Genomic DNA, 24,337 nt, shown 5'->3' on the forward strand with positions numbered 1-24,337 from the left:
GATCAGTCGCGAATCTCCAGCGCGCGGTTCAGGCTCAGCGCCGCCAGCGAACCCACCGCGCCCGAGAGCAGGTAGAGGCTCACATAGCCCAGGCCGAAGTGGGCCGACAGGCCGAGGGCGACCAGCGGGGCGAAGGCGGCGCCGACCAGCCAGGCCAGGTCCGAGGTCAGGGCCGCGCCGGTGTAGCGGTAGCTCTGCTTGAAGTTGGCGGTCACGGCGCCGGCAGCCTGGCCGTACGACAGGCCCAGCAGGGCAAAGCCGATCAGGATGAAGGTGTTCTGGCCGGTGACGCCGCCATCCATCAGGGTCGGCACGAACAGCGAGAACAGGCCGATCAGGGCCGCCAGCGTGCCGAGGGTGGTGCGGCGGCCGACTTTATCGGCGATGTAGCCGGAAGCCAGGATCGCCAGCACGGCCAGGCCCGCCCCCCACATCTGGATGTGCAGGAATTCGTCCATCGGGCGGGTATCGTAGAGCTGGATCCAGGACAGCGGGAACACCGTCACCAGGTGGAACAGGGCGTAGCTGGCCAGGGCGGCGAGTGCGCCGATGGCGATGTTGCTGCCCTGGTTCTTGACCAGTTCGCCGACCGGGGCCGGATCGAGTTCGTGGGCGTCCAGCAGGCGCGAATACTCGCTGGTCGAGACCAGGCGCAGGCGCGCGAACAGGGCGACCACGTTGATCGCGAAGGCGCAGAAGAAGGGGAAGCGCCAGCCCCAGACCAGGAAGTCGTCCTGCGACAGGTTGCTGAGCAGGTAGGCGAACAGGCCGGCCGCGATCAGGAAGCCGATCGGCGCCGCCAGCTGGCCCAGCATCGCGTACCAGCCGCGCTTGTTTTCAGGCGCGGACAGCGCCAGCAGCGAGGGCAGGCCGTCCCAGGAACCGCCCTGGGCGATGCCCTGGCCGATGCGCATCAGGGCCAGGATCACGATCGCGGCCTCGCCGATCCGGCTGTAGGTCGGCAGGAAGGCGATCACGCAGGTGCAGGTGCCCATCAGGAAGAGGGCGATGGTGAGCTTGATTTCCCGGCTGAAACGCGTCTGCAGCCACATGAAAATCACGGTGCCGAGGGGGCGCGCGATGAATGCGAACGAAAAAACGGTAAATGAGTATAGTGTCGCTTCGAGCCGGTCAGCCCACGGGAAAAATACCGCGGGAAAGACCAGTACCGAGGCGATGGCATAGACGAAGAATTCGAAATATTCCGAAGCGCGGCCGATGACCACGCCGACGGCTATTTCACCCGGATGGATTTCACCATCCCGGGCATTGATGTTACGGGCCCCACTGGTTGGGTGGGTGATGGGAGCGGCACCTGCGCCGCCGTACGTCGTCGTGCTTTGCATATCTTCGTCTCCTGGGTTGCCCGGCCTGCGCAGCACCTCCGGGGCATTGCTTGTAGTGCAATGCTGTAATTGCAATATAGCAAGGGTGGGACAAAGTGTCCAATGGTTGCCGTAGGCCGTTGGCGTTACAGTAGCATGTTCTTATTCCCATGTAACGTTAGATACCTAGCATGATTCCTAAAATTGTCCGCCGCGGACTCCCATTACTCCCGCTTGCAGCGCTCGCTGGCTGCAACACGGTGGTGATGAATCCCACCGGCGATATTGCAAAACAGCAGGCGGATCTGATCACGATCTCGGTTCTGCTGATGTTGATCATCATCGTCCCGGTGATGATCCTGACCGTCCTGTTCGCATGGCGCTATCGCAAGAACGCCAACGCGAAATACGAGCCGGACTGGGACCACTCGACCAAGCTCGAGCTGGTGATCTGGGGCGCACCGCTCCTGATCATCATCGTCCTCGGCCTGATCACGTGGGTCTCGACCCACAAGCTGGACCCTTACCGTCCGCTCGACCGCATCGACGAGAACCGTCCGATCCCGGCGTCGACCAAGCCCCTCGAGGTGCAGGTCGTGGCGCTGGACTGGAAGTGGCTGTTCATCTATCCGGAGCAGGGCATCGCTTCGGTGAACGAACTGGTCACCCCGGTCGACGTCCCGGTCCGCTTCAAGATCACGTCCTCGACCGTGATGAACACCTTCTACATCCCGACGCTGGCCGGCATGATCTACGCGATGCCGGGCATGGAGACGACCCTGAACGCCGTGCTGAACAAGCCGGGCGACTACAAGGGCCTGTCCGCCAACTTCAGCGGCGAAGGCTTCTCGCACATGCACTTCGCCTACAAGGGCATGAGCGCGGGCGAGTTCGACGCCTGGGTCCAGAAGATGAAGACCAATCCGGGCGTGCTGAACCGCGCCGACTACCTGAGCCTGGAAAAGCCGTCCGTGCGCGAGCCGGTGCGCTTCTACGGTTCGGTGGAGCCGGCCCTGTTCAACCGCATCCTGAACCGTTGCGTGGCTGAAGGCAGCGTCTGCATGAACCAGCAGATGGCGGACGACCACAAGCGCAACCAGATGGCCGCCGAGATCCGCAAGCTGCAGAAGAACCCGGCTGCCCAGGTCGCCAACGCGGAGCTGGAAATGTGCGTGACCCCGGAAGGCCAGGCCGCGAGCCCGGTCACTCCCAATAATATTGTGAAGAAGTAATCATGCAAGACTCATTCGACTTGACGAAGCTTATCTTCGGTCGGCTCAGCTGGGATGCGATTCCCTTCCACGAGCCGATCCTGATCGCGACCTTCGCCGGCGTCATCGTGGGTGGCCTGGGCCTGGTGGCCCTGATCACCTACTTCCGCCAGTGGGGCATGTTGTGGAACAACTGGTTCACCAGTATCGACCACAAGAAAATCGGTATCATGTACATGATCCTGGGCATCATCATGTTCCTGCGCGGCTTTGCCGACGCCCTGATGATGCGCGCGCAGCAGGCCTTCGCCTTCGGCTCCAACCACGGCTTCCTGCCGCCTGACCACTACGACCAGATCTTCACCGCCCACGGCGTGATCATGATCTTCTTCGTGGCCATGCCTTTCGTGACCGGCCTGATGAACTACGTGGTGCCGCTGCAGATCGGCGCGCGCGACGTTGCCTTCCCGTTCCTGAACAACTTCTCGTTCTGGATGACCACCATGGGCGCGGTGCTCGTGATGGCTTCGCTGTTCGTGGGTGAATTCGCACGCACCGGCTGGCTGGCCTATCCGCCGCTGTCGGGCATCCTGGCCAGTCCAGGGGTCGGCGTCGACTACTACATCTGGTCCCTGCAGATCGCGGGTGTCGGTACCTTGCTGTCAGGCGTCAACCTGATCGTCACCATCGTCAAGATGCGCGCACCGGGCATGGGCCTGATGAAGATGCCTGTCTTCGTCTGGACCTCGCTGTGCACCAACATCCTGATCGTGATTACCTTCCCGATCCTGACCGCCGTGCTGGCCATGCTGGGCATGGACCGCCTGTTCGACACCGCCTTCTTCACGAACGACCGTGGCGGCAATGCCATGATGTACGTGAACCTGATCTGGATCTGGGGCCACCCGGAGGTGTACATCCTGATCCTGCCGGCCTTCGGCATCTTCTCGGAAGTCGTCTCGACCTTCTGCGGCAAGCGCCTGTTCGGCTATACCTCCATGGTCTATGCGACCTGCGTCATCATGGTCCTGTCCTACCTGGTCTGGCTGCACCACTTCTTCACCATGGGCAGCGGCGCGAGCGTGAACTCCTTCTTCGGCATCACGACGATGATCATCTCGATCCCGACCGGCGCGAAGATCTTCAACTGGCTGTTCACGATGTACCGCGGCCGTATCCGCTTCGAACTGCCGATGATGTGGACCGTGTCGTTCATGCTGACCTTCGTCATCGGCGGCATGACCGGCGTCATGCTGGCGATTCCGGCGGCCGACTTCGTGCTGCACAACTCGCTGTTCCTGATCGCCCACTTCCACAACGTCATCATCGGCGGCGTGGTGTTCGGTCTTTTCGCGGGCTTCAACTACTGGGCGCCGAAGATGTTCGGCGTGAAGCTGAACCAGTTCTGGGGCAAGGTCTCGTTCTGGCTGTGGTCGATCGGCTTCTGGGTCGCCTTCACCCCGCCGTACATCCTCGGCTTCATGGGCTATACCCGCCGCATGAGCCACTTCGAAGACCAGTCGGTGCAATGGCTGTTCCAGATCTCGCTGGCCGGCACCCTGATGATCGCCGGCGGTATCGGTGCGCTGCTGCTGCAATGCTTCTTCACCTGGAAAGACCGCGCCAAGCTGCGCGACGTCACCGGTGACCCGTGGGATGGCCGTACGCTGGAGTGGGCGACTTCGTCCCCGCCGCCGGACTACAACTTCGCCTTCACCCCGGTGGTGCACGACAACGACACCTTCGCCGACATGAAGAAGAACGGCTACCAGCGTCCGCTGAAGGACTTCGTGGCGATCCACATGCCCAAGAACACCTGGGCCGGTTTCGTCATCTCGGCACTGTCGGCCGTGGTGGGCTTCGGCATCATCTGGCACATGTGGCTGCTGGTCGCCGTGTCCTTCGTCGCCATGATGGCCGCGATCATTGTCCACACGTTCAACTACAAGCGCGATTTCTACATCCCGGCGGAAGAAGTGGCCCGCACCGAGGAAGCGCATACCCGTCTGCTGAAGAGCTACGTCTGAAACAACCATGGCAAATAATCCAACCATTCCCGGCGGCCTGACCGCCGAAGAGGTGACCGCGCGCTACCTGGTGCGCGAGCACCATCCGGAACAGGGCACCCTGCTCGGTTTCTGGATCTACCTGATGAGCGACTGCCTCATCTTCGCGTCCCTGTTCGCCACCTATGCGGTGCTGGGCCGTAACTACGCCGGCGGTCCGACCGGCGCCGAACTGTTCGACCTGACGCTGATCGCCATTAACACCGGCTTCCTGCTGCTCTCGTCGATCACCTTCGGTTTCGCGATGGTGTCGGCGCAGGCCAAGAAGCTCGGCGCGACCCTGGGCTGGATGGGCGTCACCGGCCTGCTGGGCGTGGCCTTCCTGTCCCTGGAAATCTACGAGTTCCTGCACCTGATCCATGAAGGCGCGGGCCCGAGCCGCAGCGGCTTCCTGACCGCGTTCTTCGCGCTGGTCGGCACCCACGGCCTGCACGTGCTGTTCGGCGCGATCTGGCTGGTGACCCTGATGGTGCAGCTGTCGAAACACGGCTTGACCACCGAAAACTTCCGTCGCCTGCAGTGCCTGTCGCTGTTCTGGCACTTCCTGGACGTCGTCTGGATCGGCGTGTTTACCTTTGTCTACCTGATGGGAGTGCTGCCATGAGCGATCACATCCACCACCACGAACACGATCACGACGGCCACACCAGCTTCGTCACCCACTACAGCATCAAGGACTACGCGATCGGCTTCGTGCTGTCGCTGATCCTGACCGCGATCCCGTTCTGGCTCGTCATGGGCCACGTACTGCCGCCGGAAACGACGAAGTACGTGATCATGGGCTTCGCCGCCGTCCAGTTCGTCGTGCAGATGATCTACTTCCTGCACATGAACTCGAAGTCGGAAGGCGGCTGGAACATGATGGCGCTGCTCCTGACCGTCGTCCTGCTGGTCATCGTGCTGGCCGGCTCGATCTGGGTCATGGCGCACATGAACGCCAACATGATGCCGGCCATGGGTGGCGCAAGCGACACCACCCACGGCATGCACGACATGCAGTAACAAAGTAGTCGATGCAGCACCAGCGCGACCAGCAAGCAGGGCCCACCTCCCATCCGCCACGCAGCAATCTTGCGCGGCGGGTGTTCGGCGTGGTGCTCCTGCTGCTGGTCGCGCTTTTTCTTGCTCTCGGCACCTGGCAGGTCGTGCGCCTGCAGTGGAAGCGGGACCTGATCGCGCGGGTCGACGCGCGCGTGCATGCGGACCCCGTCGCCGCCCCCGAGGCAGCGCGCTGGGCGCAGGTCACCAAGGACTCCGACGAATACCGGCGCGTGCGCGTGGCCGGGCATTACCTCTACGAATTCACCACCCCCGTCCAGGCGCTGTCCGAGCTGGGCGCGGGTTTCTGGCTGCTGACGCCGTTCTGCACGGAGCAGGGCCATATCGTTTTCATCAACCGCGGCTTCATTCCTGCCTCGGAAAACAAGCAGGGCGCCTATCCCGCCCGCCGCGCCGGCGCCAATCCCTGCGCCACGCCGGGCGACAGGGTGGCAGTGACCGGCCTGCTGCGCATCAACGAGCCGCAGGGCGGTTTCCTGCGCGAGAACGACCCGGCCGGCAACCGCTGGTACTCGCGCGACGTCGTGAAACTGGCTGCCGCGCGCGGCTTGCAGGATGTCGCGCCGTACTTTATCGACGCCGGCAAGGGCCAGGACCCGCGAGGCGCGCCCGAGCGCGCCGTCGGCGGCCTGACCGTCATCTCCTTCACCAACAACCATCTCGTTTATGCGCTCACCTGGTTTGCCCTGGCCCTGATGGCCGGCGCCGCCTGGTGGTGGGTCAGCCGTCATGGCGGTACAATCCGCGACGACGACTGAACGCATAGACCGATGATCCAGAACCCCCTCGAATTCTTCGCCAAGGCGGCCCGCAGCTCGCCCCAGGCGGCAGCGGCGAACGTCGAGTTTGCTGCCGGCCACAAGAACATGCTGCAGCTGATCGAGCTGCGCTGGATCGCCGTCATCGGCCAGATCACGACGATCGCGGCCGCCATCCTGATCTTCCGCATCGAGCTGCCGCTGGTGCACATGCTGCAGGTGCTGGCCTGCCTGATCGCCTTCAACGTCGCCAGCCACATGCGCTGGCACGAACGCCGGCCGGTCTCGAACGGCGAGATGTTTATGGCCCTGCTGGTCGACGTCGCCAGCCTCACCGTGCTGCTCTACCTGTCGGGCGGCATCACCAATCCCTTCGCCTTCCTCTACCTGCTGCAGGTGATCCTGTCGGCGGTGCTGCTGGAAGTGCTGTGGACCTGGGTCATCGTCCTGATCACGACCTTCTGCCTGGCGGGCCTGGCCATGTACGCCCAGCCGCTCGCGCTGCCTTTCGACCATGCGCGCGGCATCTCGAGCCTCTACATCCAGGGCCTGCTGGTCTGCTTCGCGCTGGACGCGGCCCTGCTGGTGATGTTCATCTCGCGCATTTCCGACACCCTGCGCGACAAGGCGTCCCAGCTCGCGCTGCTGCGCCAGCAGGCGGTCGAGGAAGAGCACATCGTGCGCATGGGCCTGCTGGCCTCGGGCGCCGCCCACGAGCTGGGCACGCCCCTCGCGACGGTGTCCGTGATCCTGGGCGACTGGAAGCGCATGCCGCAGTTCCGCGCCGACCCTGGGCTTCTCGAAGACCTGAACGAAATGCAGACCCAGCTCCAGCGCTGCAAGAGCATCGTCAGCGGCATCCTGCTGTCGGCCGGCGAAGCGCGCGGCGAGTCGGCGGTGCGCACCACCGTGCGCAGCTTCCTCGACGGACTGGTCGCGAGCTGGCGCGCGAGCCGGCCGGTGGCCGGCTTCCAGTACAATAACCGGGTACTGGAGGACGTGCCGGTCGCGTCGGACTCGGCCCTGAAGCAGACCATCGACAACCTGCTCGACAATGCGCTGGAGGCCTCGCCGGAGTGGGTCGGGCTGGACGTGCGCAAGGAGGATGGCGTGCTGCACGTCGTCGTCACCGACCGCGGCCCCGGCTTCCCGGCGGCCATGCTGGGCCAGATTGGCAAGCCCTACCAGTCCACCAAGGCCGATCCGGGCCATGGCCTGGGCCTGTTCCTGGCCGTGAACGTCGCGCGCAAGCTCGGCGGCGCGGTGACGGCGGCCAACCGGCCGGAAGGCGGGGCGCAGGTGCGCCTGAGTCTGCCGCTGTCGAGTATCGCTATTGAAGAAGAACGGAAAGAGGCAAGCATTGACCGAAAGCCCTGAGCGCCTGCTGCTCATCATCGAAGACGACGAAGCCTTCGCCCGCACCCTCAGCCGCTCCTTCGAACGGCGCGGCTACCGCGTGCTGGTGGCCTCCGGCCACGACGAGGCGGGCGCGCTGCTGGAACAGCATTCGCCGGGCTACGCCGTGGTCGACCTCAAGCTCAAGGGGAACAGTTCCGGCCTGGCATGCGTCCAGCTGCTGCACGAGCACGACCCCGACATGCTGATCGTCGTGCTGACCGGCTTCGCCAGCATCGCCACCGCGGTCGAGGCGATCAAGCTGGGCGCGGTGCAGTACCTGGCCAAGCCCTCGAATACCGACGACATCGAGGCCGCCTTCGGCCACGTGGCCGGCAATACCGAGGTCGAACTCACTGCCCGCTCGACCTCGATCAAGACCCTCGAGTGGGAGCGCATCCACGCCGTGCTGGCCGAAACCGACTTCAACATCTCGGAAGCGGCGCGCCGCCTGGGCCTGCACCGGCGCACGCTGGCGCGCAAGCTCGAGAAACAGCGGGTGAAGTAGGGGATCATGCGCTATCTGCTCCTGCTGCTTGCCTGTCTGTCCGCCGCGCCGGCATGGGGCGCCGATCCGCTCGCCGCCGGTCGTACCGCCTTCCAGCGCTGCGCCAACTGCCACCAGGTCGGGCCCGGCGCGCGCAGTAGCTTCGGGCCCCAGCTCAACGGCATCGTCGGCCGCCGCGCGGGCGCCGCGCCGGATTTCGCCTATTCCCCGGCCATGAAGAAGGCCGGCTTCGTCTGGGACGAGAAGCGCCTGGCCGCGTTTCTCCGCGACCCGGACGCCGTCGTCCCGGGCAACAAGATGCGTTTCTGGGGCCTGCGCAGCGAGCGGCAGATCGCCGACCTGCTGGCCTACCTGCGCGCGGCCAAGGGCTGATCCTTGGCGCCGCCGACAGGGAAGGTGGTCGCCATCGCGCTGCGCGCCGCGCAGGCGCCGGCTCCCACGCGGGTCCAAAGCGCGACGGCTGTCGCAGGCCTCGGCCTGCAGGACGACCGGCACGCCGATCCACGCTCGCCGCGCCAGCTGCTGCTCGCAGGCGGCAGCGCCTACGAGGCGCTCGGGCTGCCGCCGCACGCGCTGCGCGAAAACCTGCTCCTCGATCTCGATACCGCGGACCTCGTGTCCGGCATGCTGCTGCGTGTCGGCCTTGACGTGATCCTGCGCCTGACTTTTCAGTGCGAAGCCTGCGGCGCGCTCACGGCGCGGGTGGGAGCGTCCTCGCGCTCGCTGCGGCAGCGGCGCGGCATGCTGGCGCGCGTGGAGAGCGGCGGCGAGATCCGGATTGGCGACCCAGTCACCATCCTCGATGCGCGCAGCCGCTTCCTTCCCGATGACTGGCACGAACGCATCGCCATGGTCCTCGACGCCGTCCCGCCGGGAATGGTGATCTCGTACGCCGACCTGGCGCGCGTGGCGGGCGTCCAGGCCAGCTATTGCCGCGCCTTCCCGCGCGTGCTGCCAAAGCTGGGGCCAGACCGCGCCACGCGCGCCGTACCAGCCCGCTCATCCGACCCGGCGCCGCGCTGGGACGGCGCCGGCTTCTTCGGCTCGCCTCCGAACCCGCAGGAGGCGCGGCCGCCACGCATTCGATCAGTTCTAACCCAGGGTGTCACATAACCCAGGGTGTCATAACCCAGGGTGTCAGGTCTGACATTGAGACACGAGCTCAACAGTTCGTACCATTACAGATGGGTTCGTGTCCGAATGTCAGACCTGACACCGAGGTTTTGTTCGTACTTGGCCTAGCCGCCGAGCTTGCTGAGCGCGTAGGCGGACAGGAATCCCGTTACGACGATCAGTCCCGCGAAGTCGTGGGTCTCCTCGAAGGCTTCGGGAATCATCGTATCGACCAGCATCGCCAGCACGCCGCCGGCCGCGACGGCCGTGGTGGCGGCCACGATTTCGGGCGGGAAGTGGCGAAATACCGCGAAGCCGAGCAGGGCGGCGATGCCGGATGCGACGACGATGCCGCCCCAGATGCCGAAGATGTAGCGCGCCGAACGCCCGGCCTGCTTCATGCCGGCGGCGCTCGACAGGCCTTCCGGTATGTTCGACAGAAAAATCGCCGCCACGGCCACCATGCTCACGCCCTGGCCGCCCAGCATCGACAGGCCGATCACGATCGATTCCGGAATGCCGTCCAGCAGGGCCCCGATCGCGATCGCCGCGCCGCTGTTACCGTTATCGCTGGCGCTCGGCTGGCGGCCGGAGCGCTTGCGGTGCTTCGCGCCGTGGTGCGACAGCTTCCAGTTGGCCAGGGTATAGACGCTGGCGCCGCCCAGGAAGCCGATTGCCGTCGAGGCGAACCCGCCGGTGTGGAAAGCGTGTTCCATCAGTTCGAAGGAGAGGGCGGAGATCAGGACGCCGCTGCCGAAGGCCATGATCGCCGCGATCAGCCGCTGCGGCACGTTCAGCCGATAGCCGATGAAGGCGCCGAGCAGCAGGGCGCCGCCCGCGACCAGCCCCCAGAAACCCGCCTGCAGCCACAAGGGCACGCCATCCATCCAGCCTCCATCGTATCGTCCATTGAGCGCATCATAACGCGACAACAACAAATTAATCCGGCACAATTGCCGGTTTCATAAGTTACGGAGGCCAGATGCCCATCATTCGCCCATCCAGGCCGGCAGACGCCGCCGTTCTCGCGGACATCTGGCGCGCCAGCGTGCGCGCCACCCACGACTTCCTCAGCGAAGCGCATTTCACCGACATCGAGGCGCTGGTCGCGCACCAGTACCTGCCGCACGCGCCGCTGTGGGTCATCGAGGTCGACGGCAGCCCGGCCGGCTTCATGGGCTTGACCGGCGCCCACGTCGACGCGCTGTTCATCGACCCGCGCCGCCGCGCCCAGGGACTGGGCCGCAGCATGATCGCGCACGCCGCCCGGCTCGAAGGGAAGCTGACGGTCGACGTCAACGAACAGAATCCGCAGGCGGTCGGCTTCTACGCGCGCATGGGGTTCCGCCAGACCGGACGCAGCCCGCAGGACGATGCGGGCCGGCCTTATCCCTTGCTGCACATGCGGCAGGACTGAACGCTGGCCGTGCAATAAATTTCCTTCACGCATAAATACATTCGGACAAATTTTCTTGCATCCGTTACATTTATCAGTCATCATAGACGGGTGACGCCGGTCCGCCAGGATCGTGTGTCCGATCAGCGATGAGGCGGTTCAAGCCGTTTCTTTTTGTCCCCCGCATCACGCCGGGGGATTTTTTCGGTGCCGCGGCCCTGCCTGCCGCGGATGGCGCGACCCGCGCCTGCCGGCCCACCGCACAGGCCGAGGCTGACCAACGCTTCGCCTGGGCGCCACCGGAGGACCCATGAGCGACACGCTTTCCCCCAGATTCCCCCTCAGACGATTGCCAGTTGCCGCCTTGTGCGCCGGCCTGCTGGCCAGCATCGCCGTTGCACCACATGCCGCCGCGGCGCGCAAGCCGGCCACGCCGCCGCTCGCGGACTTCGCCGAACTGAGCGGCTCCCATCCGGCCAGCTGCAGCGGCCCCATCGATCCCGCCCTCGGCCGCCTCGGCGAACCGACGAACCGGCGCTGCGCCTGGAGCCAGCGCGTCGAGATGCTCTACTGGGAAACCGTCCCCGACGCGGGCAATGCCTGCCTGCCGGCCCCTGGCCTGGCCTGGCACCGCCTCGGCAGCGGCATGCGCGCCCCGATCACGCCCTGGAGCAACGCCTGGACCGCGCAGGGCGTGCTGTCCCAGCAGGGCGGCGTGGAGCAGGCCGGTGCACTGTGGCGCCGCGAGGACGGCCAGTGGTCGGCCGTGCTGTGGCGCTGGCTGCCCTCCGAGAAAGCCGACACGCGCACCTGGCAGCTCGGGCACTGGAAGGACGTGGTGCAAGCCGTGCGCGTGGTTGCCGCCGGCGCCAAGGCGCCGCCGTCGTCGCCACTGCTGGTTGCCTGGGAAGACGCCGCGCGCGGCAAGCCGCGCCTGCGCGAAGCGGACGCCGCGCGCTGGATCTCCGACGGCGCCTGCCTCAGCCTGCAGACTGCCGGCATCGGCCAGGCGCGCCTGCACCTGCCGCATTCGCGCGACGACGTGCGCCAGGAACAGCGCAGCGCCATGCAGGTGCAGCTCGCGCGCCGCTACCCGAACGCCGACTGGCTGCAATCCTTCTCCCTGGTGGAGCCGGCGACGCCGGGCGCACGCAGCGGATCGAAATTCACCGCGGTGTGGCGCGAAGGCGCCGTGCTTCACGGGCAGCTCTGGATCACGCTGCCGGGCGAGGGCGGCATCGTGCGGGCGCGTATCTCGAGCGCCTTGCCGGCCGCCCGCAGCGACGAGCCGGCGAAAGAACGCGCCGCGCTCCTCCAGCGCGAACTCACCGCGCTGGCCCACGCATGGGAGGTGCGCCATGAATGACGACTTGAATACCCCGCTGTGGCTGCTCTCGCCGCTGGCGGTGCTGGGCGGCGGCCTGATGCTGGCCCTCGTGATCGGCCTGACCCTGCAGCGCTTCAAGGTGCCCAAGCTCTACGGCGCGGTGCTGGCCGGCCTGCTGCTCGGCTCCACTGGCGGGGGCCTGATCGACCGGGCCCTGCTGACCCAGTTCCAGGAACTGCTCAACGCGGCGGCCGCCCTGGTGCTGTTCGAGGTCGGACGCAAGATGGACCTGGCCTGGCTGCTCAAGAGCGGCCGCCAGGGCGGCAGCCTGCTGCTGGCCACGCTGGCGCGCTGGGTCGCGGTGGCGGTCACCTTGCGCCTGCTCGGCCTGCAATGGGGCGCGGCCATCTTCATCGCCTCGATCCTGATCGCGGTGAACCCGGTCATCGTCAGCTCGATGGTGGCCGACGAGAACGCGAGCGGCACCAGCACCTTCGCCACGGCGAACATGGTCGGCCTGAGTTCCCTGGTCGCGCTGCTGGTGCTGGCCGTGACCATGGCCTGGACCCGCAGCCACGGCATCGACGCCAGCGGCGACTTCGGGGGCGAACTGATGCGCCAGGGCGGCAAGCTGGTGCTGGGCGCGGCGATCGCCCTGCTGTCCTATGGACTGTATGCGGCGGCTACCCGCCTGTGCAGGGTGCCGGCGCGCATGCGACCCGGCATGCTGCTGGCCGCGCTCCTGATCGACCTGGGACTGTGCTCGGTGTCGGCCGCGAGCGCGCTGCTCTCGCTGCTGCTGATGGGCGTCCTGCTGCGCAATGCGGAGAAACGCGACAACGTCTTCCAGGCCCAGCTGCAGACGGCCCAGGACATCGGCTACGTGCTGCTGTTCCTGATGTCGGCCGCACTGGTCGACCTGGGCGAACTGGCGAAGGGCTGGACCCTGGGCGCGGCGCTGCTCGTGTTCGCCGTACGCACCGCCGTTACCCGGGTGGCGCTCATCCCGGCCAGCGCCTGGGACCGCCGCAAGAAGCATGCGATGGCCCTGTCGATGTGCTCCCTGGTGAGCTATGGCGGCCTGGTGGTCGACAACACCCTGAACGCCTACACGGGCCTGGACCCCGCATCCACCGAACTGATGGGCGCACTGCTGGCCCTGAACGTGCTGCTGGCGCCCGGCCTCACCTGGCTCGGCCTGCGCCTGGCGGGCGAAACCTACCAATCCGGCAGCCTCGACACGGCGCCGCTGGAAAAGATCAAGGAGGCCGCATGAACGAGACCCTGAACATGGACGCCGCCGCGGCGCAGGCCCAGGCGGTGAGCGGCAAGGGCCCGGCCTTCCTGCCGGACTTCAAGACCTCGACCGTGGGCACCATGGGCATCGAGCTCGAGCTCATGGTGCTGGACCGGCTGACCTACGACCTGTTCCCGGCCGCGCCCGACATCCTGCGCCTGCTCGACAAGCACGACAAGCCCTGGGTCCACACGCCCGAGATCACGACCTCGATGCTCGAGGTGGCGACCTCGATCCTGCAATCCTTCGGCGAGGCGCGCGAGCAGCTCGAGCACATCCGCTCCACGGTGCAGCGCGCCGCCTTCGAAGTCGGCGCGGCGATCTCGGGCGGCGGCGCCCATCCTTTCCAGCGCTGGAACGAGCAGCGCATCTATCCGAAGGAACGCTACTTCGAATCCGAGCGCAAGTACGGCTACCTCGCCAAGCTGTTCACGGTGTTCGGCATGCACGTGCACATCGGCGCCGGCAGCGCCGACGAGGCGGTGCGCCTGTGCGCCTGGCTGACCCAGCGCGCGCCGCTGTTCATCGCGCTGTCGAGCAATTCGCCGTGCTGGCAGGGCGAGGTCTCGGGCTTTTGCAGCTCGCGCAGCAATGTGGTCGGGGCCTTCCCGATGAGCGGCATCCAGCCGGCCGAGCTGCGCAGCTGGCAGGACTTCCGCGACTATTTCGGTCGGCTTGCCGGCTTCGGCATCGTCAACAGCATCAAGGATTTCTACTGGGACGTGCGGCCCAAGCCGGAGTACGGCACCATCGAGCTGCGTGTGCTCGATACGCCGCTGAAGCCCGTGTACGCGGCCGCGCTGGCGTGCTACGCGCGCGAACTCTGCCTCGAATTCGCCAGCCAGCCGGGCCGCTGGCCGTCCAACGGCAGCCGCGAGCTCTACACCTGGAACCGCTTCAATGCCGCGCGCGACGGGGTCGACGGAAGCTGGATCGATCCCGAGACCGGCGTCGCACTGCCGGTGGCCGAGGTGATCCGCGCCGACCTGGAACGGCTGGCAAGCCGCTCGCTCGATCCGGACTTTGCCCAGGCGCGGGTGGTGATCGAAGACCTCATGAAGGAGGGCGGCCAGGCCGGGCTCTTGAGGCGCCACCTGGCCGCCGGCGGCGGCATGAACGACCTGGCCCGCATGGCAAGCGAGGTCTTCGAGGCCGGCGAAGGACTGGGCAGGGCTTAAAGCTGGGCCAGCGGCACCTTGGCCGCCTCGTCGTCCGCCGCCAGCTCGGCGATGAGGCGGCCGAGGTCCTGTTCGAGGCGCAGCAGGGTGGCTTCGTCGAGACTGGCCAGGGCGTCGGGCAGCACGCCGGCGAAGGGCATGGGCGCGCTGCGCAGCACGGCTGCGCCCTCGGGCAGGACCCGCAGCGCGACGGCACGGCGGTCGGCGCTTTCGCGGCTGGCGGTGACGAAACCGCGCTCGACCAGGGCGCGCACCAGGTTGCTGGCGGTCGACTGGTGGATGTCGAGCTCGCGCGCCAGGCCGGTGGCGCCGATGCCGGGCTGGCGTTCGATCACGGACAGCGCCCATAGCTGGGCGCCACCCAGGCCGGCTTCGCGTTCGACCTGGCGGAAATGGGTTTTGACGGCGTTGAAGACGACGCGGAACTGGCGCAGCACGCGCATCGGCGCGGCGCTGTCGCCGGAGGCGAGCTGGTTTTCGGGGAGGATATCGGGCATCCGCGCATCATAGCCGAAATCCGTCCCACCGCCAGCCCGGAACCGCGCCTGTCCTGGTTTCGGCGCACCGCTACGGTGCAGGAGGCGGACCCTTCCTTTGCGCAGCCGAAACGTGGCGCGGCGCCAGGCGAGTTTTGCTAGCATGGGTCGCATGAATCGGCTGCTGGCAACTCCGCTCTTGCGGCGCCGGCACATGGTGTCGCGCGCCGCCGTGGCAACCTTCCTGGCCGGGCTTGCGCTGACTGCTGTCCTGTCCGGCGTGGCGCGACAGCTGGAGGCGGACCGGGCACGCGCCGACTTCGAGCAGCGCGCCGCCGTGCGCACCGCCGCCGTCTCGCGCGCATTCACCGACGCGGTCACCGACCTGCGTGCGCTCAACCTGCTGTTCACCGCAAACCGCGGCGATGTCTCGCGCGAGACCTTCGACGCTTTCGCGCAGCCGCTGGCGGCGCGCAACGGCTACCTGCGCGCGCTCGAATTCCAGCGCTTCGTCGACGACAGCGAGCGCGCCGCCTTCGAAGCGGCCCGTGCGCGCGACTGGCCCGGCTTCGCCATCCGCGAGCGTGGCCCTGCCGGGCTGGTCGCGGCCGCGCGCCGGCCGCGCTACCTCGTCAACGACTACGTGGTGCCGATCTTCAGCAATGCCCAGATCTACGGCTACGACGCCTGGTCCAATCCCGACCAGCGTCAGTATATGCAGCGCGCCATCGACAGCGGCCAGCCCACCGCCAGCCCGGTGCTGCGCCTGGTGCAGGGCGACGGAGCCCTGCGCGGCATGCTGGTGGCGATGCCGGTCTACCGCAGCGGCACCGACCTTTCCAGCGTGGCCGCAAGGCGCGCGGCAGCGCACGGCAGCACCACCGTGGTCATCGATGCGGCGCTGCTGGTCGGCGGCAGCCTGGGCGCGGCGCGCCTGCTGGCGATGGGCGACTACGCGCTGACCCTCTACGGGTACACCCGGGACGGCCAGCGGGTGCCGGTGTTCCACCACGAAGGGAAGCCGGAGCCGGTCACGCGGCTGGAGCGCCTGCTCGGCGGGGGACCGGACACCATCACGCGCGGCTTCGAGGTGGCCGGGACGCGCTGGGAGTTCGCTACGGCGCGCCTGGCGCGCCGTCTGGACAGCCAGAGCGGATCGCTGTCCATCCTGGTCTCGGGGATCCTGCTCAGCCTCGCCGCCGGCTGGCTGGTGCACCTGCGCAGCGTGCGCACCCGCCGCATCGAGTCCCTGGTCGACCGCCGCACGGCGGACCTGGCCATCACGGCCGGCGAGCTGCGCCTGTACCGGCGCGCCATCGAGTCGGCCGCCAATCCCATCCTCCTGATCAGCGCAACCCGGAATGGCTACCCGATCGAATACGCCAACCCGGCGTGCGAGCGCATCCTCGGCCATGGCCCGGGCGAGCTGCTCGGCCTGCCGATTGGGGAGCTGGCGCGCTCGCCCGGCGACGAGGCCGGCCTGGTGGAGCTGCGCCAGGCCCTGCAGGAACGGCGCAAGGGCCATGCCCTGGTGCGCCAGGCCACGCGCGACGGACGCGAGCTGGTAAGCGAGGTCTATATCGCCCCGGTCAACGACGAAGCCGGCAGCACCACCCACTTCGTCGTCACCACCTATGACGTCACGGTGGCCAAGCGCTACGAGGCGGAACTTGCGCACCGCGCCAAGTACGACAGCCTGACCGGGCTGGCCAACCGCGCGCTGCTGTCGGACCGGATCGAACGCGCCATCGCGGTGGCGAACGGCACGCCGGTGTGGACGGTCGCGCTCGATATCGACCATTTCAAGCTGGTCAACGACACCATGGGACGCGGCCTCGGCGACGAGGCCCTGCGCGCCATCGCTGCCCGCATCGCGGGCGCCATCCGCCAGGCCGACACGGCGGCGCGCGCGGGTGGCGACGATTTCATGCTGGTGCTGTGCGGCTGCGGCGACGAAGGCCAGGCGGCGGCCCAGGTGCAGGCCGTCCGCGACGCCATCGCCGAACCCCTGAAGATCGACGGCCACTTCCTGGTGTTCGGCTCCAGCGCCGGTGTGGCCGGCTATCCGAACGACGGGGGCGACCCGGAAACCCTGGTCAAGCATGCCGAGGTGGCCATGTACCGCGCCAAGGAGACCGGGCGAAACGCAGTGCAGTTCTACGCGCCCCACATGAATGCCCACGCCACCGACCGCCTGGCCCTCGAAGGCGCCCTGCGCGGCGCCCTGCGCGAGCAGCAGTTCGAACTCCACTTCCAGCCCCAGGTCGACCTCCACAGCGGAAGGGTGGTCGGCACCGAGGCCCTGCTCCGCTGGCGCCATCCCCATTTCGGCACGGTGCTGCCTGACCGCTTCATCGCCCTGGCCGAGGAAACCGGCCTGATCGTGCCGATCGGCGCCTGGGCCTTGCGCTCGGCCTGCGTGCAGAACCGTGAATGGCAATGCTCGGGCCTCGGCCAGCTGCGGATCGCCGTCAACCTGTCGGCGCGCCAGTTCGCCGAGCCCGGCCTGGTCCGGACGGTGCGCGAGGTGCTCGAAGAAACCGGCCTGGCGCCGGAGTCGCTCGAGATCGAGCTGACCGAGAGCATGATGATGATCGACGTGGAGTCCGCCATCGAGACCATGCGCTTCCTGAAGGCGATGGGAGTCAAGCTCTCGATCGACGATTTCGGCACCGGCTATTCCAGCCTGGCCTACCTGAAGCGCTTCCCGGTCGACGTGCTCAAGATCGACCAGTCCTTTGTCCGCGACATCGTCGGCAGCCGCGACGGCGCGGCGATGGTCGACGCCATCATCTCCCTGGCGCACAGCCTGCGCATGCACGTGATCGCCGAAGGCGTCGAGACCCTGGAGCAGCTCGACTACCTGCGCGACTGCGGCTGCGACGAGGTGCAGGGCTACCTCTTTGCCCGCCCGGAACCCAGGGAGACGGTCGAGCCGCTGCTGCGCCGGAGCAGGGTGGAACCCATCCCGTTGCACGCCTGAGCCCAGCCCGCCCGTGCGGCCGGGGCCGGTCGGCTATACTGATCACATACGCAAGACAAACAGCAGCAAGGACTTTTCAGAGTGGATCAGAAGACCAACCCGCACGACCCGAACCAGGAACAGCACAGCGCCGGTGGCCGCGCCCGGCGCATCCTCGGCAGCGCCGGCGAACGCGCCCGCAGCGTCTTTTCCCTGGCCGGCGCCAGGGCGTTCGCCCGACTGAGCGGCCGTTCCCGCATCGAGCAGGCCCTGCTCGTCGGCCTGTGGCTGCTGGCGGCCGGCCTGATGGCCTTCTTCCTCTACCTGGTGGCCCTGATTCCGCTCACGCCCGGCATCAGCGACCTGCACCAGGCGCGCACCGCGCGCCCGAGCGTGATCCTGTCCGCCGACGGCAAGGAGCTCGGCACGTTCGAGAAGGGCCTGCAGGAGCGCGTCAAGCTGTCGCAGATTTCGCCGCACGTGATCAAGGCCCTGGTCTCGACCGAGGACCACCGTTTCTACGACCACCACGGGGTCGATTTCCGGCGCGTGGCCGGAGCCCTGGTCGCCACCGCCAGGGGCGATGCCCAGGGCGGCTCGACCATCACCCAGCAGCTGGCGCGCAATATGTTCCCCGAGGAGATCGGCCGGGCGCGCAGCATCAACCGCAAGATGAAGGAACTGATCACCGCGATCAAGATCGAGAACACCTACAGCAAGACCGAGATCCTCGAAGCCTACCTGAACACGGTGCCTTTCCTGTACAACGCCTACGGCATCGAGATGGCGGCCCGGACCTATTTCGGCAAGCCGGCCCTGAAGCTCGACGTGCTGGAATCCGCCACCCTGGTCGGCATGCTCAAGGGTACCCACTACTACAATCCCGTTACCAGCCCGGAACGCGCCAGGGCGCGCCGCAACGTGGTGCTGGGCCAGATGGCCAAGCACGGCGCCTTCACCCAGGCGCGCTACGAGGCGCTCGCCAAGCGTCCGCTGCGCACCCGCTTCGCGCGCCTGAACGACAGGAGCGGCAAGGACGACCATTTCACGGCCTACGTGCGCAAGTGGCTGCTCGAGTGGGCCGAAGAGAACGACTACGACCTCGCCCTCGACGGCCTGGTCGTGCACACCACCCTCGACCTCGAACTGCAGGACGCCGCCCGGCGCGCCGTCGAACGCCAGGCCAACACCCTGCAGGCGATCGCCGACGTCGAATGGGCATGGCCGAGCATGCCGCGCTCGACCTCCACCGGCATGTACACGTCCATGCGCGACGACGTCGATCCCTTCGCCTATTACTGGAGCTCGCACGGGCGCGAACTGGACGCCTTCGTGCGCGAATCCGCCAGCTATCGCCGCGCGGTCGAGGATGGGGAAGCGCCCGAGGATGCCCTCAAGCGCCTGAAGCGCGACCGCGGTTTCATGGCCGAGCTGAAGGAAGCCAAGGCGCGCCTGGAAGCCGGCTTCGTGGCCATGGACCCGTCCACCGGCGAAGTGCGCGCCTGGATCGGCAGCCGCAGCTTCGAGCGCGACCAGTTCGACCACGTGGCCCAGGCGGCGCGCCAGCCCGGTTCGACCTTCAAGCCCATCGTCTACGCCGCGGCGCTCGAGCGCGGGATTCCGCCGGACCGGACCTACCGCGACGCCGTCCGGGACATCCGCGTCGGCGATGGACGCGGCAAGGCCTGGCGCCCCACCGATATGTCGGGCAATACCGGCGCCATGATGACCATGCGCGACGGCCTGGTGCTGTCCAAGAACACCATCACCGCCCAGGTAATGCAGGAAGTGGGCCTGAGCCCAATCGTGCGCCTGGCCCAAGGGATGGGCATCCGCGAGAGCAAGCTCGAATCCGTGCCCTCGCTGGCCCTGGGCACCAGCCCCGTGACCCTGCTGGAAATGGTGAGCACCTACAGCACCATCGCCGCCCTCGGCGAATACCGCAAACCCGTGTTCGTGCGCCGCATCACCGACCGCGAGGGCAAGGTCATCGCCGACTTCGCCCCAGGCGCGCCCGAGCGTGCGCTGTCCCAGGACGCTTCCATCGCCCTGATCGACATGCTGCGCGGGGTCGTCAACCGCGGCACCGGCGGCGGCGTGCGCTATCGTTTCGGGGTGTATGGGGACGTGGCCGGCAAGACCGGCACCACGCAGAACAATACCGACGGCTGGTTCATTTTGATGCACCCGCAGCTGGTGGCGGGCGCCTGGGTCGGCTTCAACGACAACCGCGTGACGATGCGCTCGAGCTACTGGGGGCAGGGCGGCCACAATGCGCTGCTGCTGGTCGGCGACTTCATGCGCACCGCGCTGGAAGCCGGCAAGCTCGATCCGAACGCGCTGCTGCCGGGCGGACGTCCGCCGGCGCCGCGCCAGATCGTGGAACCGCAGGAAGAAATCGAGGAACTGCCGGGCGAACTCGATATGGAAGGCCAGGCGCCGGAGGACGAGATGGAGGTGCCGGATCCGGATCCGGCGCTGGACATCCAGCCAGCGCCGCCACAGACGCAGCCGATCCAGCCGGTCCAGCCTGCGCCCTTGCCGGAACCTGCGCCGGTCGATCCGCCGCCGCAGGGCGAAAACCCGATCATCTAGCCGCGGTGACGCCCGGCGGCAGGTCGGCGCGCAGCAGGGGGTAGGGGTTGACCGGCCCGCCGACACCGTACACGCCGTAGTGCAGGTGCGGCGGCGTACCGGCCGCGTTGCCGGTGTTGCCGACATACCCCAATACCCGGCCCTGCTCGATGCGCATGCCGGGCGCCACGTCCGAATACCGGTCCAGGTGGGCGTAGTAGTGCCGCTGGCCGCCCGGCCCCAGCACCCAGACGACCAGGCCGCCCAGCCGGTTGGTGCCGACCCGCAGCACGATGCCCTCGGTGCTCGACAGCACCGCGGTGCCGCGCCTGGCGAAGATATCGATGCCCTCGTGCTTGCGGCCCTCGCTGCGCGCCGCGTGCCAGGTGTCGCGCAATCCCTTCGGCCTGACCCCGCTCACGGGCATCGCCAGGCTGGACGGCGCCGGCATCGCCGTCAGGCGCATCGCGTACACGGCATGCCTGAGCCATGGGCCGAGCAGGCCCCAGGCGGCGATCAGGAGGACGGCGATGAGCAGGCTGCGCAGAAATATTCGCATGGCGGCGTTCCGTTCAGGAGGAATACCGCACAGGTATGGGCGCCGGGCCGGATTGGAAGCGCCGGTTGCGCAATCAGGCCGGGTCGAGCGTGGGACGCTGGGTGGCGGCCTGGCCGCCTGCGCCGTCCTCCGGTGCGCCGCCGGCGCGCAGCGGGAAGCCGACCGTGAAGGTGCAGCCCTTGCCGTGGCCGTCGCTGTGTACCGACACCTTGCCGCCGTGCAGGGCGGTGAGTTCCTTGACCAGGGCCAGCCCCAGGCCCAGGCCGCCCTGGGCGCGGTCGATGCTGGTCGGTCCCTGCACCAGCACGTCGAAGATCACGGGCAGCAGCTCGGGCGCGATGCCCACGCCGGTGTCGCGCACCTCGACCTGCACCACCTTGCCTTGCACGCGGCAGCGTACCGCGATGCTGCCGCCCGCGGGGGTGTACTTGATGGCGTTGTGCAGCAGGTTGTCGACCACCTGCTCGAGGCGGGTGCGGTCGCCGTCGACCCAGGCCGGGCCCAGGTCCACCTCCCAGTGGTGGCTGCCCTTGTCGACCAGGCGTTTCGCTTCGACGCAGGCGCGCAGCACCTCGCCCAGGTCGACCGGCGCCTGCTGCAGCACGATCTTGCCCGAGAGGATGCGCTGCACGTCGAGCAGGTCGTCGACGATGCGGGTCAGGTGGCGCATCTGGCGGCGGCTGATGTCGCGCGCATTCGCGGCCAGTTCCGGCTTCAGGTTCGGCATTTCCAGCACGCTCATCGCACCCGAGATCGCCGCCAGCGGATTGCGCAGCTCGTGCCCGAGCATGGCGAGGAAGCCGTCCTTGGCGCGGCTCTGGGCTTCGGCGACCCGGCGCGCCCGCTGTTCGCTCAGCAGCAGCTGCTCGCGCTCGTGCTGCAAGGCCTGGCGCGCGGCGCTCTCGCGGTTCAAGGCCTGGCTGGTGAAATGCAGGCCGTCGAGCAGGGCGTCGACTTCGTCCACCCGGGTCGGACGCGGCCGCGCGACCGCTCCGCGCGCCAGCGAATTGGCGACGCTGCCGGCCTGTTGCAGGGCAGCGGACAGCTTGTTACCCAGGAAAACGGCGACGAAGATGGCCAGGCCCATCAGCACGATCAGGGCCATGGTCGCGTACAGGGCGGCGGTGCGCGCCGCCGATTCGATTTCCGCCACCGGCACGCCGATCACGATGGTCCAGCCCGAGACGGCGGAGCGGGTGTAGATGCCGTAGACCTCGACGCCCTCGTGGGTGGTGTGGCGCAGGACGCCGCTGCCCGCGGCCTGGGCGGCCACCCGCATCTCTGGATGCATGGGTTTGCCGGCGCTGTGCGGGCCGCCCTTGTTGCGGGCGATCGTCACGCCATTGCCGTCGAAGATGCCGACCAGCCAGGTCGGCTCCAGGGCGCTGTTGGCGAACGCGCGCTCGAAATAGCGGGCGTCGAAGATCTGGCTGACCACGTAGCGCTTGTCGTTGTTGGGCGGGGAAGGAACATCCACCGAAACCACGGCGCGGCCGGAGGTCGGCCCCTGAAAGTAACCCGACACCCGGGTGCGCCCGCTGCGCAGCACCTCGGCGGCGTACCGGCGGTTGGTGCCGGGCAGCTGGGTGCCGAGGGGCTTGAGGGTGTTGAAGACCGGACGGGTGTCTTCGTCGACAAGGACGGTCCACCTGTTGCCGGCCTCGCCGTTCAGACGCTTCGCGAGGCGGTACACACGGCCAACATTCTGGTCGCCCAGGCTTTCCGAATTGGCGATGGTGCGCAGCAGGGCCTCGGCCACCGCGATCTCCCGGTCCACCACCAGGGCGGTGGCGCGCGCAGTTTCCTGCACCCGCCGGATGCGCGATTCGCGCTCCCAGTCCAGCAGCATGGACACCCCGATCCAGAACGCCAGGACGACGGGGATCAAGATGGCGGCGGCCATCAGGAACAGGTAGGTGCGGGTCTTCATGGACGCTTCCCGGAGCGGCGGGTCTGGTAGTGGACAATGTGACGTTCAGTTGTCGCAGCTTAACAGAACCATTGTCTTTAAGGAACTGTTTTGCCGTGCCGCGGGGCTCGCCTGCCAGCCGCCGTCGCGCGCCTTGCGCTCCGCGGCGCCATCCCCCCCCCATGCCCAGCTGCTGGGAGGCGGCATGCGCGGGGGGCCTCGGCGGATCGGTGGGCGGCATGATCGGCGGCGCGGGCAATGCCGGCCGCCTCGGATCGATGGACGCGATGGGCAGCCTGCGCCACGCGGGCCGTCTCGATGCCGCTGCCGGCCGCCGTGCGATCGACGCGGCCGGCAGCGCGGCCGGCGAGGCAAGCGGCGGCGCACAGCGCGCCCGTCGCGCTGCGGGCGACTTCGCGCCACAACACCAGTCTGCCCCATTGGCGCGTGCGGAAGGGCAGGCGGGCCTCGGCATCGAGGGCACCCTGCAGGGCTCCGCCTCCCTCATGGGCGAGGCGCGTGGCGGCGCGTCCGGCTCCCTCAGCCTGGGCATGTCGGCTGGCGCCGACGCTCGTGCGTCCGGCGCTTCGCAGGCGCGCTGAGGCCCGCTAGAGGATCGGCACGCCGCCCGTCACGGCGATCCGCGCCCCCGAGATGTAGCTGGCTTCGCTCGAGGCCAGCATCACGTAGACGGGCGCGACCTCGGCCGACTGGCCGGCCCGCTTCATCGGCACCTGCCGGCCGAAGCTGGCCACCTCGTCGGACGGCATGGTCGAGGGACTCAGCGGCGTCCGGATCGGTCCCGGCGCCACCGAGTTGACCCGGATGCCCTTGTCGGCCAGCAGCTGGGCCAGGCCCGCCGTGAAGTTCGCGATCGCGCCCTTGGTCGTCGCATAGGCGAGCAGGGTGGGCTTGGGCTTGTGCGAATTGATCGAGATGGTGTTGATGATCGAGGACCCCGGCTGCATGTGCTTCACCGCAGCCTTACCGATATGGAACATGGCCGTGATGTTCACCTGGAAGGTGTAGTCCCACTCCTCGTCGGGTACCTCTTCCAGCGAATCGTGGCTCATCTGGAAGGCCGCGCTGTTGACCAGCACGTCGATGCGGCCGAATTCCCGGACGGCGCGGTCGACGATGGCGCGGCAGTGCGCCGGGTCGGCCAGTTCGCCCGGCCTTCGGGGTGAGGTGCGCTTCGGTGCCGGGCGGCGTCTGCTGCTGTGC

At 67.7% G+C, this 24,337-nt stretch carries 21 protein-coding genes and 1 pseudogene; 16 read left to right on the plus strand and 6 right to left on the minus strand.

All coding sequences use genetic code 11. The annotated features are described in order from the left end of the window. Window positions 1-2 precede the first annotated feature (2 nt). Window positions 3-1,346, minus strand: a complete 1,344-nt coding sequence (locus ACQ7JA_RS09740; protein ID WP_430897041.1) for an MFS transporter — start codon at window positions 1,344-1,346, stop codon at window positions 3-5. 170 nt (window positions 1,347-1,516) lie between these two features. Between ACQ7JA_RS09740 and cyoA the strand changes: the two genes are divergently transcribed. From cyoA to ACQ7JA_RS09785, 9 genes are read left to right on the plus strand one after another with little or no spacing between them, the layout of a single operon-like run. Then, a complete protein-coding gene (gene cyoA, locus ACQ7JA_RS09745) occupies window positions 1,517-2,557 on the plus strand; it encodes a ubiquinol oxidase subunit II (protein WP_430897043.1) in 1,041 nt (346 codons plus the stop codon). Between the two features lie 2 nt (window positions 2,558-2,559). Next, window positions 2,560-4,563, plus strand: a complete 2,004-nt coding sequence (cyoB, locus tag ACQ7JA_RS09750; RefSeq protein ID WP_430897045.1) for a cytochrome o ubiquinol oxidase subunit I — start codon at window positions 2,560-2,562, stop codon at window positions 4,561-4,563. A gap of 7 nt (window positions 4,564-4,570) precedes the next feature. Further along, window positions 4,571-5,206, plus strand: a complete 636-nt coding sequence (cyoC, locus tag ACQ7JA_RS09755) for a cytochrome o ubiquinol oxidase subunit III (protein ID WP_430897047.1) — start codon at window positions 4,571-4,573, stop codon at window positions 5,204-5,206. Then, a complete protein-coding gene (cyoD, locus tag ACQ7JA_RS09760) occupies window positions 5,203-5,604 on the plus strand; it encodes a cytochrome o ubiquinol oxidase subunit IV (RefSeq protein WP_258830478.1) in 402 nt (133 codons plus the stop codon). The genes cyoC and cyoD overlap by 4 nt, the downstream gene beginning before the upstream one ends. An 11-nt stretch (window positions 5,605-5,615) precedes the next feature. Next, the gene (locus ACQ7JA_RS09765) at window positions 5,616-6,419 is read left to right on the plus strand and encodes an SURF1 family protein (protein ID WP_430897049.1); all 804 of its coding nucleotides are present in this window, start codon (window positions 5,616-5,618) and stop codon (window positions 6,417-6,419) included. A gap of 12 nt (window positions 6,420-6,431) precedes the next feature. Then, entirely contained in the window at window positions 6,432-7,796 is a 1,365-nt protein-coding gene (locus ACQ7JA_RS09770; protein ID WP_430897050.1) for an ATP-binding protein, read from the plus strand. Next, window positions 7,780-8,322 carry a response regulator transcription factor gene (locus ACQ7JA_RS09775; RefSeq protein ID WP_430897051.1) on the plus strand — a complete coding sequence of 181 codons (543 nt, stop codon included), beginning with the start codon at window positions 7,780-7,782 and terminating at the stop codon, window positions 8,320-8,322. Before ACQ7JA_RS09770 ends, ACQ7JA_RS09775 begins: the two co-directional genes overlap by 17 nt. 6 nt (window positions 8,323-8,328) lie before the next feature. Continuing rightward, window positions 8,329-8,694, plus strand: coding sequence for a c-type cytochrome (locus tag ACQ7JA_RS09780; RefSeq protein ID WP_430897053.1), 366 nt, complete (start codon window positions 8,329-8,331; stop codon window positions 8,692-8,694). Between the two features lie 3 nt (window positions 8,695-8,697). Continuing rightward, a complete protein-coding gene (locus ACQ7JA_RS09785) occupies window positions 8,698-9,435 on the plus strand; it encodes an MOSC domain-containing protein (RefSeq protein ID WP_430897054.1) in 738 nt (245 codons plus the stop codon). A gap of 125 nt (window positions 9,436-9,560) precedes the next feature. On the opposite strand, the gene ACQ7JA_RS09790 is transcribed toward ACQ7JA_RS09785, so the two are convergent. Beyond that, entirely contained in the window at window positions 9,561-10,322 is a 762-nt protein-coding gene (locus tag ACQ7JA_RS09790; protein WP_430897055.1) for a ZIP family metal transporter, read from the minus strand. A 95-nt stretch (window positions 10,323-10,417) separates the two neighbouring features. On the opposite strand from ACQ7JA_RS09790, the gene ACQ7JA_RS09795 reads away from it, so the two are divergent. From ACQ7JA_RS09795 to ACQ7JA_RS09810, 4 genes are all read left to right on the plus strand, one after another. Then, the gene (locus tag ACQ7JA_RS09795; protein WP_430897056.1) at window positions 10,418-10,852 is read left to right on the plus strand and encodes an acetyltransferase; all 435 of its coding nucleotides are present in this window, start codon (window positions 10,418-10,420) and stop codon (window positions 10,850-10,852) included. Between the two features lie 289 nt (window positions 10,853-11,141). Further along, entirely contained in the window at window positions 11,142-12,197 is a 1,056-nt protein-coding gene (locus ACQ7JA_RS09800) for a hypothetical protein (protein ID WP_430897057.1), read from the plus strand. After that, window positions 12,190-13,434: a cation:proton antiporter gene (locus tag ACQ7JA_RS09805; protein WP_430897058.1), complete on the plus strand. Its 1,245-nt coding sequence runs from the start codon at window positions 12,190-12,192 to the stop codon at window positions 13,432-13,434. The genes ACQ7JA_RS09800 and ACQ7JA_RS09805 overlap by 8 nt, the downstream gene beginning before the upstream one ends. Further along, on the plus strand, window positions 13,431-14,633 hold the full coding sequence (locus ACQ7JA_RS09810) for a YbdK family carboxylate-amine ligase (protein ID WP_430897059.1): 1,203 nt from the start codon (window positions 13,431-13,433) through the stop codon (window positions 14,631-14,633). The genes ACQ7JA_RS09805 and ACQ7JA_RS09810 overlap by 4 nt, the downstream gene beginning before the upstream one ends. On the opposite strand, the gene ACQ7JA_RS09815 is transcribed toward ACQ7JA_RS09810, so the two are convergent. Next, complete coding sequence (locus ACQ7JA_RS09815; protein ID WP_430897060.1) at window positions 14,630-15,130, minus strand: MarR family winged helix-turn-helix transcriptional regulator; 501 nt, start codon at window positions 15,128-15,130, stop codon at window positions 14,630-14,632. The two genes, ACQ7JA_RS09810 and ACQ7JA_RS09815, sit on opposite strands and share 4 nt — an antisense overlap. Before the next feature lie 142 nt (window positions 15,131-15,272). Between ACQ7JA_RS09815 and ACQ7JA_RS09820 the strand changes: the two genes are divergently transcribed. Continuing rightward, on the plus strand, window positions 15,273-18,092 hold the full coding sequence (locus tag ACQ7JA_RS09820) for a bifunctional diguanylate cyclase/phosphodiesterase (RefSeq protein WP_430897061.1): 2,820 nt from the start codon (window positions 15,273-15,275) through the stop codon (window positions 18,090-18,092). A gap of 81 nt (window positions 18,093-18,173) precedes the next feature. Further along, window positions 18,174-20,666 (plus strand): transglycosylase domain-containing protein, encoded by a 2,493-nt coding sequence (locus ACQ7JA_RS09825; RefSeq protein ID WP_430897063.1) that lies wholly within the window; start codon window positions 18,174-18,176, stop codon window positions 20,664-20,666. Here ACQ7JA_RS09825 and ACQ7JA_RS09830 read toward each other — a convergent pair. Then, window positions 20,659-21,204, minus strand: a complete 546-nt coding sequence (locus tag ACQ7JA_RS09830) for a M23 family metallopeptidase (protein WP_430897065.1) — start codon at window positions 21,202-21,204, stop codon at window positions 20,659-20,661. The genes ACQ7JA_RS09825 and ACQ7JA_RS09830 overlap by 8 nt on opposite strands. Window positions 21,205-21,277: 73 nt before the next feature. Then, window positions 21,278-23,134, minus strand: coding sequence for a sensor histidine kinase (locus ACQ7JA_RS09835; RefSeq protein ID WP_430897067.1), 1,857 nt, complete (start codon window positions 23,132-23,134; stop codon window positions 21,278-21,280). A 161-nt stretch (window positions 23,135-23,295) separates the two neighbouring features. Here ACQ7JA_RS09835 and ACQ7JA_RS09840 point away from each other — a divergent pair, with 161 nt between their 5' ends. Then, complete coding sequence (locus tag ACQ7JA_RS09840; protein WP_430897069.1) at window positions 23,296-23,715, plus strand: hypothetical protein; 420 nt, start codon at window positions 23,296-23,298, stop codon at window positions 23,713-23,715. 6 nt (window positions 23,716-23,721) lie between these two features. On the opposite strand, the pseudogene ACQ7JA_RS09845 reads toward ACQ7JA_RS09840, so the two are convergent. Beyond that, window positions 23,722-24,288, minus strand: a pseudogene (locus ACQ7JA_RS09845) (SDR family oxidoreductase); the annotation flags it as partial. Window positions 24,289-24,337: the final 49 nt, after the last annotated feature.

Source organism: Massilia sp. BKSP1R2A-1 (genome assembly GCF_050586525.1).
Taxonomy (GTDB): Bacteria; Pseudomonadota; Gammaproteobacteria; order Burkholderiales; family Burkholderiaceae_D; genus Telluria.

Excerpts from the sequence above, each read along its gene's own strand:
- ACQ7JA_RS09835 (WP_430897067.1), bottom strand. The coding sequence starts at position 23,134 with ATGAAGACCCGCACCTACCTGTTCCTGATGGCCGCCGCCATCTTGATC.
- ACQ7JA_RS09790 (WP_430897055.1), bottom strand. The coding sequence starts at position 10,322 with ATGGATGGCGTGCCCTTGTGGCTGCAGGCGGGTTTCTGGGGGCTGGTC.
- ACQ7JA_RS09780 (WP_430897053.1), top strand. The coding sequence starts at position 8,329 with ATGCGCTATCTGCTCCTGCTGCTTGCCTGTCTGTCCGCCGCGCCGGCA.
- ACQ7JA_RS09800 (WP_430897057.1), top strand. The coding sequence starts at position 11,142 with ATGAGCGACACGCTTTCCCCCAGATTCCCCCTCAGACGATTGCCAGTT.
- ACQ7JA_RS09830 (WP_430897065.1), bottom strand. The coding sequence starts at position 21,204 with ATGCGAATATTTCTGCGCAGCCTGCTCATCGCCGTCCTCCTGATCGCC.
- ACQ7JA_RS09770 (WP_430897050.1), top strand. The coding sequence starts at position 6,432 with ATGATCCAGAACCCCCTCGAATTCTTCGCCAAGGCGGCCCGCAGCTCG.
- ACQ7JA_RS09795 (WP_430897056.1), top strand. The coding sequence starts at position 10,418 with ATGCCCATCATTCGCCCATCCAGGCCGGCAGACGCCGCCGTTCTCGCG.
- ACQ7JA_RS09805 (WP_430897058.1), top strand. The coding sequence starts at position 12,190 with ATGAATGACGACTTGAATACCCCGCTGTGGCTGCTCTCGCCGCTGGCG.
- ACQ7JA_RS09815 (WP_430897060.1), bottom strand. The coding sequence starts at position 15,130 with ATGCCCGATATCCTCCCCGAAAACCAGCTCGCCTCCGGCGACAGCGCC.
- cyoB (WP_430897045.1), top strand. The coding sequence starts at position 2,560 with ATGCAAGACTCATTCGACTTGACGAAGCTTATCTTCGGTCGGCTCAGC.
- ACQ7JA_RS09810 (WP_430897059.1), top strand. The coding sequence starts at position 13,431 with ATGAACGAGACCCTGAACATGGACGCCGCCGCGGCGCAGGCCCAGGCG.
- cyoA (WP_430897043.1), top strand. The coding sequence starts at position 1,517 with ATGATTCCTAAAATTGTCCGCCGCGGACTCCCATTACTCCCGCTTGCA.
- ACQ7JA_RS09740 (WP_430897041.1), bottom strand. The coding sequence starts at position 1,346 with ATGCAAAGCACGACGACGTACGGCGGCGCAGGTGCCGCTCCCATCACC.
- ACQ7JA_RS09840 (WP_430897069.1), top strand. The coding sequence starts at position 23,296 with ATGCCCAGCTGCTGGGAGGCGGCATGCGCGGGGGGCCTCGGCGGATCG.
- cyoC (WP_430897047.1), top strand. The coding sequence starts at position 4,571 with ATGGCAAATAATCCAACCATTCCCGGCGGCCTGACCGCCGAAGAGGTG.
- ACQ7JA_RS09765 (WP_430897049.1), top strand. The coding sequence starts at position 5,616 with ATGCAGCACCAGCGCGACCAGCAAGCAGGGCCCACCTCCCATCCGCCA.
- ACQ7JA_RS09820 (WP_430897061.1), top strand. The coding sequence starts at position 15,273 with ATGGGTCGCATGAATCGGCTGCTGGCAACTCCGCTCTTGCGGCGCCGG.
- cyoD (WP_258830478.1), top strand. The coding sequence starts at position 5,203 with ATGAGCGATCACATCCACCACCACGAACACGATCACGACGGCCACACC.